This is a genomic window from Roseovarius halophilus (ex Wu et al. 2025) (assembly GCF_047086965.1).
The window spans coordinates 1-4,798 of record NZ_JBKOTX010000303.1; the positions used below are offsets into that span (position 1 = coordinate 1).

General features: G+C 65.5%; 4 protein-coding genes. 3 read left to right on the forward strand and 1 reads right to left on the reverse strand.

Features of this window, described 5'->3' with window-relative positions; all coding sequences use genetic code 11:
* Positions 1–186: 186 nt before the first annotated feature.
* Positions 187–2,385, reverse strand: a complete 2,199-nt coding sequence (uvrB, locus tag ACH107_RS30075; protein WP_412509376.1) for an excinuclease ABC subunit UvrB — start codon at positions 2,383–2,385, stop codon at positions 187–189.
* A 173-nt stretch (positions 2,386–2,558) separates the two neighbouring features.
* Between uvrB and ACH107_RS30080 the strand changes: the two genes are divergently transcribed.
* From ACH107_RS30080 to ACH107_RS30090, 3 genes are all read left to right on the forward strand, one after another.
* The gene (locus tag ACH107_RS30080; protein WP_412509377.1) at positions 2,559–2,870 is read left to right on the forward strand and encodes an ETC complex I subunit; all 312 of its coding nucleotides are present in this window, start codon (positions 2,559–2,561) and stop codon (positions 2,868–2,870) included.
* A gap of 141 nt (positions 2,871–3,011) precedes the next feature.
* Positions 3,012–3,962 (forward strand): polyphosphate kinase 2, encoded by a 951-nt coding sequence (gene ppk2 / locus ACH107_RS30085; RefSeq protein WP_412509378.1) that lies wholly within the window; start codon positions 3,012–3,014, stop codon positions 3,960–3,962.
* 52 nt (positions 3,963–4,014) lie between these two features.
* Positions 4,015–4,647 (forward strand): DUF1007 family protein, encoded by a 633-nt coding sequence (locus ACH107_RS30090; RefSeq protein WP_412509379.1) that lies wholly within the window; start codon positions 4,015–4,017, stop codon positions 4,645–4,647.
* Positions 4,648–4,798: the final 151 nt, after the last annotated feature.

Here is a 4,798-nt window from a genome sequence, read left to right on the forward strand (position 1 = left end):
CAGGAAGTGGAGGATGAGTTCCATGCAGAGATGAATGCTCTTGAAAACGCCGCGTAGGTTTTGAACAGAAAAGCCTCTCGGAAACCCGGGACGGTTCAGGGGATTCGCCAAACGTTAAGCCAAGGCGGATGGAGATAGCTATCTTGGCAGTTCAGGCACGGGAAAGTTCGGGCTGACCGGAGCACGTCAGCTTTTTTTCCGCCGCTTCACACCACCCCGTTGCCCGGGCCGCCCGGCCGTCGAGCGGCCCTTGCTATTGGTGGCTTCCTCGGATGCCTTCTCGACCGCCTGTTGCCGGGCCAGCGGGTCGTCGGCGACGGTCAGGTCAACCGCCTCCAGCCGCTTGACCTCGTCGCGCAGGCGCGCGGCCTCCTCGAAGTCCAGGTTCTCGGCCGCCTTGCGCATGTCGGTGCGCAGCCCGTCCAGATGCGACTCGAGGTTGGCGCCGTGCATCGGCTTGTCCACCTGTGCCGTCACCCGGTTCATGTCCGTGTCGCCCTGGTAGAGCCCGGCCAGCACGTCCTCCACGTTCTTGCGGATCGTCTCGGGGGTGATGCCGTGTTCCTCGTTATAGGCGATCTGCTTGGCGCGGCGGCGTTCGGTTTCGCCGATGGCGCGGTCCATGCTGCCGGTCCGCCGGTCGGCATACATGATCACGCGCCCGTCGGCGTTGCGCGCGGCGCGTCCGATCGTCTGGATGAGCGAGGTTTCCGACCGCAGGAATCCCTCCTTGTCGGCATCGAGGATCGCCACCAGCCCGCATTCGGGTATGTCGAGCCCCTCGCGCAGCAGGTTGATGCCCACCAGCACGTCGAAGGCCCCGAGCCGCAGGTCGCGCAGGATCTCGATCCGCTCGATCGTGTCGATGTCCGAGTGCATGTAGCGGACCTTGATGCCCTGTTCGTGCAGGTACTCGGTCAGGTCCTCGGCCATGCGTTTGGTCAACGTGGTGCACAGCGTCCGGTAGCCGGCCTCGCTCACCCGCCGGACCTCGTCCAGCAGGTCGTCCACCTGCATCTCGACGGGGCGGATCTCGACCTCGGGGTCCAGCAGGCCGGTGGGGCGGATCACCTGTTCGGTGAAAACTCCGCCCGACTGCTCCAGCTCCCACGCCGCCGGGGTGGCCGAGACGAACACCGATTGCGGGCGCATCGCGTCCCATTCCTCGAACTTGAGGGGGCGGTTGTCCATGCAGGACGGCAGGCGGAAGCCGTGTTCGGCCAGCGTGAACTTGCGCCGGTAGTCGCCCTTGTACATGCCGCCGATCTGCGGAACGGAGACGTGGGATTCATCGGCGAAAACGATGGCATTGTCGGGGATGAATTCGAACAGGGTGGGGGGCGGCTCGCCCGGGGCGCGGCCCGTCAGGTAGCGCGAGTAGTTCTCGATCCCGTTGCAGACGCCGGTGGCCTCCAGCATCTCGATGTCGAAATTCGTGCGCTGTTCAAGCCGCTGCGCCTCGAGCAGCTTGCCCTCGGTCACGAGTTGGTCGAGCCGCTGGCGCAGCTCCTTCTTGATGTTGATGACCGCTTGCTGCATCGTCGGCTTGGGCGTGACGTAGTGCGAATTGGCATAGACGCGGATCTGCTCGAAACTGCCGGTCTTTTCCCCGGTCAACGGATCGAATTCGGTGATGGCCTCCAGTTCCTCCCCGAAGAATGACAGCTTCCACGCGCGATCCTCGAGGTGGGCCGGCCAGATTTCGAGGCTGTCGCCGCGCACGCGGAAGCAGCCGCGCTGAAACCCCTGGTCGTTGCGCTTGTACTGCTGCGCCACGAGGTCGGCCATCACCTGCCGCTGGTCGTAATCGTGCCCGGTCTTGAGGTCCTGCGTCATGGCGCCGTAGGTCTCGACGCTGCCGATGCCGTAGATGCAGCTGACCGAGGCGACGATGATCACGTCGTCGCGTTCCAGCAGCGCCCGCGTCGCCGAATGGCGCATCCGGTCGATCTGTTCGTTGATCTGCGATTCCTTCTCGATATAGGTGTCGCTGCGCGGCACGTAGGCCTCGGGCTGGTAATAGTCGTAGTAGGAGACGAAGTATTCCACCGCGTTGTCCGGGAAGAATCCCTTGAACTCGCCGTATAGCTGCGCCGCGAGCGTCTTGTTCGGGGCGAGGATGATCGCCGGCCGCTGCGTCTGCTCGATGACCTTGGCCATGGTGTAGGTCTTGCCGGTGCCCGTCGCCCCCAGCAGAACCTGGTCGCGCTCGCCCGACACCACGCCCTCGCTCAGCTCCGTGATCGCCATGGGCTGATCCCCGGCCGGGCTGAACTCGGTCGCCATGACGAAGCGCTGGCCGCCCTCCAGCTTCTCGCGCGATTTCACGTCGGGCGCGGGGCTATGCAAAATCGGCTCTGACGAATCGGAATGTGCATAGGGCATGGGCAGGTGTCCTCCGGATACGGGTCGTACTTGACCTCTTTTCGCCCGAGTTCAACCCGCCGGGTGGCCTTGCCGGGCCACGCAACGGCGTGTCCGCCCGGGGCGGGACGATTTGGCCCCTTGTCCGTATCGCCCGGTTTTGGAATAACATCGGTGCGAAATGGAGCTCACAAATGTCAGCACGCATATACAAACCCGCCCGCAGCGTCACGCAATCGGGCACCGCCCGCTCGAAGCACTGGGTGCTGGAATACGTGCCCGACACGGCACGCGAGGTCGACCCGCTCATGGGATGGACATCGTCGGCCGACACGCAGGCGCAGGTGAAATTGCGCTTCGACACCAAGGAAGCCGCGCTCGAATACGCCGAGGAACACGGCATCGACGCCGTGGTGCAGGAACCCCACCGGCGCAAGGCCAATGTCCGCCCCGGCGGCTATGGTGAAAACTTCTCGGCCGCGCGGCGTACGACCTGGACCCATTGACCGCCCTTGCGCCTCAGCGGGCACGCCCCGGCGCAGCCCGGGGTTACGTCAGCCGATGGGCCGCGTTTTTGACCATGGTCAAGGCGGCGGTGACGCGGCTGTGCTACAATCTTCCGTGATTTCACACGGAAGGATACCAAAATGACTAAACCAGCCACCAAGCCGGCCCCGGCGCCCGAGGCCGTTGCCGCCCCCGAGCAAACGGCAGAGGCCGACGCGCGCGCGGTGACACCCGGCGATCGTGTGGCGGACTTGCGCCAGGCTTTCGAGAACGGGGAGTATCCCTACAAGGAGAAATTGTCGCGCAAGCCGTACGAGGACTTGAAAGCAAGGCTTCAGGCCGAACTGCTCAAGGTGCAGCTCTGGGCGCAGGAAACAGATCAGAAATTCGTCCTTCTCTTCGAAGGCCGCGATGCCGCCGGCAAGGGCGGCACGATCAAGCGGTTCACCGAACATCTCAACCCGCGGCAGGCCCGGGTCGTGGCGCTGAACAAGCCCACGTGGGAGGAAAAGGGCCAATGGTTTTTCCAACGCTACATCGAGCACCTGCCGACGGTCGGCGAGATGGTGTTCTATGACCGGTCGTGGTACAACCGCGCCGGTGTCGAACGGGTGATGGGGTTCTGCGAGCCATGGGAATACCTGGAATTCATGCGCCAGACCCCCGAGTTGGAACGCATGCTGGTGCGCTCGGGGATAAGGCTCTACAAGTACTGGTTCTCGGTCACACGGGAAGAACAGCGCCGGCGCTTCGACAGCCGCGCGACCGATCCGCTCAAGCAATGGAAGCTGAGCCCGATCGACAAGAAGAGCCTCGACAAGTGGGACGACTATACCGAGGCGAAGGAGGCGATGTTCTTCTACACGGATACGGCAGACGCGCCGTGGACCGTGATAAAATCGAACGACAAGAAGCGCGCGCGCCTCAACTGCATGATGCATTTCCTGTCCTCGCTCGATTATCCCGGCAAGGACCACTCGCTGGTGACGGGCCCCGACCCGCTGATCGTGTCCACGGCCCAGCATGTCCTGCACGGGGCCGATCACATCCTCGGCAAATCGCTGCACCCCGACACTCGCAAGGCGGAGTGACGGCCCGGCGCGGCGTCTCGCGCCCGCCGGCGCGCGGGCAAGGACGCGCGGCATGATCCGCGCGCTCCTGATCGCCCTCGTGACCGTTTGCGCGCCCGCCGCCCGGGCACACCCGCATGTCTTCGTCGACGTCACGCTGCGCTTTCTGCCCGCCGCGGACGGGCAACTGTCCGGGGTCGAGGTCACGTGGCGCTACGACGATTTCTTCTCGCTCCTCGTGCTCGAGGATCGCGGTCTTGATCCCGACGGGGACATGCGGCTTTCCCCGGCCGAACGCGACAGGCTTATGGGCTTCGACCTCGTCGACTGGCCCGACGGCTTCGAGGGCGCGCTGTTTCTCAGTGGTCCGGACGGCGACGTTGCGCTGGGGCCGCCGCGCGCCACCCATGTCGGCCTCGACGGCGGGCGGATCGTGTCGCGGCATGTCCGCCCATTCCCGCCCGTTGCGGCCGACGACCTCGTCGCCCGGCCGTATGATCCATCCTATTACGCCGCTCTCGATCTGGTGGCGGTCGCGGGGGTACCCGACGGCTGCGCGCCCCGGATCGTCGAGGCCGACGCGGACGCGGCCGATGCCCGCGTGGCCGAGCTGGGCGATGCCGGCCGCGAGGATTTCTTCGAAGAGGTGCGGGTGGGCATTTACTACGCGGACCGGCTCGAGGTGTCGTGCGCCCCCTCCTCCTGACCCTCGCACTCGCGCTCGTCGCGCTCGCCGTCTGGCTCTGGGGGCTGGGCGGTGCCGATCATGTCGTGCGCGCCGCGGCCGAGGGGCAGCGCGACGTGCAGCAGGCGATGGCGGGCTACCTGCGGCGGCTGCGCGCCGGCGATGACGCCGC

Excerpts from the sequence above, each read along its gene's own strand:
- ACH107_RS30080 (WP_412509377.1), top strand. The coding sequence starts at position 2,559 with ATGTCAGCACGCATATACAAACCCGCCCGCAGCGTCACGCAATCGGGC.
- ppk2 (WP_412509378.1), top strand. The coding sequence starts at position 3,012 with ATGACTAAACCAGCCACCAAGCCGGCCCCGGCGCCCGAGGCCGTTGCC.
- ACH107_RS30090 (WP_412509379.1), top strand. The coding sequence starts at position 4,015 with ATGATCCGCGCGCTCCTGATCGCCCTCGTGACCGTTTGCGCGCCCGCC.
- uvrB (WP_412509376.1), bottom strand. The coding sequence starts at position 2,385 with ATGCCCTATGCACATTCCGATTCGTCAGAGCCGATTTTGCATAGCCCC.